Below are 3,414 nucleotides of genomic sequence, written 5' to 3' on the forward strand. Positions count from 1 at the left end.
CCCATGCGAATGTGAAGCCGGTTACGGTTCCGGCGTCAACACCTACCAATGTGCTGACCGCATACCTCAGAAACGACAAAACCCCGCCGAAGCGAGGTCTTTTAAATTGTGTAAGCTACGTGACTAAGTAACTATCCTTATCACAATACAGACATTTTTGCGTACGCGTTAGAGATTTATTGGAAATCTAAGTGTAAATTGAGTTGAAAGTACATTTCAAATATCACATACAACAGCAACTATTAGCTGACTACCAATAAAATGGATTTAATTATGACTGCGCAGCCTGACCAAGAAAAATTAGCGAATAAGATCGTTTCTGTGGTGGTACATGATCTTGTGCGTATCGAAGGTATATTTAGTGTTGATCCTCGGACTGAGCAATTAAAAGTAACAGCGACAGTTCAAAGATTAGTTGATGCTTTATCTGATAGTTATGCTAAACGCCCGGGGAAATCTCATGGACGATTCGAAGATGATGAAGATAATTATCCTGTCAAAAAATATGTCAGGAAACATTTTGTAACCAAGGAAATTAATTTTTTAGAGCTAACCGTATCAATGATGGACACACTTTCAGCTAAAGCGGCAAAAACAGCGGCTACAGGTGGGCATGTATTTATTTGTCATATCAAAAGGGACAAAAAGGATTATTTATATGTGGCAATTCTCACGGAAGAACTGGGAGCAGCTTTAACTAAAGACAAAGATTTGAAGGATAGTTTCTATCTAGATATCAACGGGTTCCGTTTTGCTGGAAGAGTTGACTTAACTAGCTGGACTGACGGTACAGAGAGATATCTGAGCTTTATCAAAGGAAGAAAGCAAGATAAAGTATCTGAATACTTCAAGGCATTCCTCGGCTGCAATAATAATATTATTGCAGCAACCGAAAGCAATACTTTGATTGCTGGGCTTGAGAATTTTGCAACATCACAGAACCTCACTGATGCACAAAGAGATGCCTTCTTCAATAAAGCACATGGCATCTGCCTTGATTTAGCAAACAACGATGAACCTCTTCATACTGAAACATTTGCCAACGAGCTATGGCCAGAAGAGCCAGCGTTACTTGTCGCAGCACTTTCAGATCCTGAATTGAAATTCACTGAAGGTTTTGTACCAGATAAAAGGGTTCTTCGTCGTTTAGTGAAATTTTCAGGTAAAACTGCACAATGGAAACTAGAATTCACTAGAGCAGCAATACAAGAAAAACATATAATATTCAATGAAGATGAAACACTTACGATAAACAATCTTCCTGAAGAATTATTGATACGCTTAAGAAAAGAAAATCAACCAGAAGAAGATGAGTAGCATAAAATTTGCCGACCTTGAAAAGCTCTATCGTGAAATGAATTTTCAGCCTGACGGTAGAAGCGGAACTCTGACACTATCCAATCAAGCGATGGTGGATAGCCTTTTGAATGCCATATCTGGAGATAATCCAGATGATTCGGGCATTTCGTTGAAAGGTCATCCTCCTAGTGAGGTTGTATTAGGAAAAACAGTCACTCTTCACATTGAAAAGCCCAGAACCGGCCTCGGCATACTTGCTTTAAATTTTGATCATTATCTTAAGGTCGTAAAATCATGCTTTGAAGAAAGAAAAAATTACTTTCTTATTGATGAGCATTTCTCTAGCAAAGATACTAACACTCCTGAATGTATAGAAAGATACCGTAAATTATTGAATTTTATACAACACTTAAAGAAGTCAGCTGCATATTTTGACAAAGACAAAGGAGAGCTTATTTTTCTTGAATCAGGGAAATTTTCTCTTCCAATAATATACACTAGTGAGCAATTGTTATCTGCTAACGTTGATCTACTAGATAAAATTGATAGAACACTAACCGCTGATACACATATCGAACAGAAATTAGCTATTCTTGGAAAATCCGTTTTCAATTTACTAAAAACAGAATCTTCTGAAACAAGATTTAAATATTTACTTTCTCATTTAGATGAATTAAACAATAGTTACTCTGATGGCTATAGTATATTTGTCTCTGATTTTTCTTATGACAAGATTAGAGATCAATTAGAAGCAGCAAAAGTTGAGTATACAGGGAAGATCCATAAAGCTATAAGCGATATTCAAAATCAAATACTCGGTATTCCTGTTGCTACAATAATCGTTGCAACTCAGATGAAAAAATCCAACGATTTTGGGTATGAATTCTGGGTAAATATTGCAGTTTTATTGGGTTGTTGGATCTTTTCAGCCCTCGTTGGCTTAATGGTTTGGAATCAAAAACATACGTTAGAAGTTATTGGAGAAGAAATTGATAGGCAAGATCTATTGATGAAAAGGAAATATAAGGATATATCTGAGAAATTCAAATCTATCTTTAAAACACTCAAGTCAAGAATTAGATGGCAAAAAAATATTCTTTGGGTTGTACTTTTTGTACTTGGTTTAGGATTTACTTTAGCTCACATAGCATTTTTCATGCTTACACCAAAAGCTTTCGACTTAGTTAAAGCACTCTTTTGAGTGCTTTAATATATATTAACTATTATTTATATCTAACATAGCTAAACACCCACCAATAAACCCCTGCGCCGTTTGCATCTCTTTTCTGATCGTCCCATCTGAGCACTTCCGCCTTTTGGCTATCATGCGTAGTGAAACACCAAATACATAATGCAAAATTACCAACTCATACTCTTCAGGTTTATACTTTTTAAGTCGAGCTACACAACCATCAATCATTATACCATCATCATCGCAGCACTGGGGGCGTGACTTATTAGTGTTCGGCAATAAACTTTTAAATCCTGCGGCGACTGGTTGCCAATCTACCTGACTGTTATCACTAGCAGCCCATGCACCCCATAACTCTAAAACATATTGAATGTCACGCATTATGCTGCCCTCTTTGTGTAGACCTGCTCACGAACCTGATCGCCATTCACTACGAAGTCATTAAAATCACCAGAATCAGGCCAGCGGACGCTAACTGATATCAAATCGTTTTTTGCTCTGAGATTGGCGGTGGCGCAATTAAAGGCCGCCGCCTGTCCGGTGGCGGAATGTTTATCCATATCAGCAAAGATGATGAGGTGTTTGACGCCTGCCGGTACCCTGAATTTCTCCATGAATCCTGCATTGATTACTGACCAAGTATTTATCCCGTACACTTGATAACAAGACAGGGCTGTTTCAATGCCTTCAGCAATACCCAATGTGGAGGCAACCGGAAACATGCGTATGGCCACTGAGCGGGTGTGATCAAGATAGTTCTGTTCCTGTAGTGATTTAAGTCGTTTGGCGCTATCACCGATATTCGCTTTTTTATCCCCATCAAGCAGGGTCTGATGCAGATAACAGAGTTCACCCTTATCATCTGTCGCCAGAGAATAAAGCGCCTGATATACCCGCCCTGCATGCCGCTGTTTATCGCAAAA

At 38.3% G+C, this 3,414-nt stretch carries 4 protein-coding genes; 2 read left to right on the forward strand and 2 right to left on the reverse strand.

Translation table 11 applies throughout. From position 1 onward, the window contains the following. Positions 1 to 273 precede the first annotated feature (273 nt). Both AEP37_RS22790 and AEP37_RS22795 read left to right on the forward strand, forming a co-directional pair. The gene (locus tag AEP37_RS22790; RefSeq protein WP_049615462.1) at positions 274 to 1,317 is read left to right on the forward strand and encodes a nucleoid-associated protein; all 1,044 of its coding nucleotides are present in this window, start codon (positions 274 to 276) and stop codon (positions 1,315 to 1,317) included. Next, positions 1,310 to 2,500 (forward strand): hypothetical protein, encoded by a 1,191-nt coding sequence (locus tag AEP37_RS22795; RefSeq protein WP_049615463.1) that lies wholly within the window; start codon positions 1,310 to 1,312, stop codon positions 2,498 to 2,500. Before AEP37_RS22790 ends, AEP37_RS22795 begins: the two co-directional genes overlap by 8 nt. 15 nt (positions 2,501 to 2,515) lie before the next feature. Here AEP37_RS22795 and AEP37_RS22800 read toward each other — a convergent pair whose 3' ends face one another. Next, positions 2,516 to 2,872, reverse strand: a complete 357-nt coding sequence (locus AEP37_RS22800) for an antiterminator Q family protein (RefSeq protein WP_049615464.1) — start codon at positions 2,870 to 2,872, stop codon at positions 2,516 to 2,518. Next, on the reverse strand, positions 2,872 to 3,414 hold a 543-nt coding region (locus AEP37_RS22805; protein ID WP_049615465.1), incomplete at its 5' end, for a toprim domain-containing protein. The genes AEP37_RS22800 and AEP37_RS22805, both read right to left, overlap by 1 nt.

Source organism: Yersinia pekkanenii (genome assembly GCF_001152565.1).
GTDB classification, from domain to species: Bacteria; Pseudomonadota; Gammaproteobacteria; order Enterobacterales; family Enterobacteriaceae; genus Yersinia; species Yersinia pekkanenii.

Excerpts from the sequence above, each read along its gene's own strand:
- AEP37_RS22790 (WP_049615462.1), top strand. The coding sequence starts at position 274 with ATGACTGCGCAGCCTGACCAAGAAAAATTAGCGAATAAGATCGTTTCT.
- AEP37_RS22795 (WP_049615463.1), top strand. The coding sequence starts at position 1,310 with ATGAGTAGCATAAAATTTGCCGACCTTGAAAAGCTCTATCGTGAAATG.
- AEP37_RS22800 (WP_049615464.1), bottom strand. The coding sequence starts at position 2,872 with ATGCGTGACATTCAATATGTTTTAGAGTTATGGGGTGCATGGGCTGCT.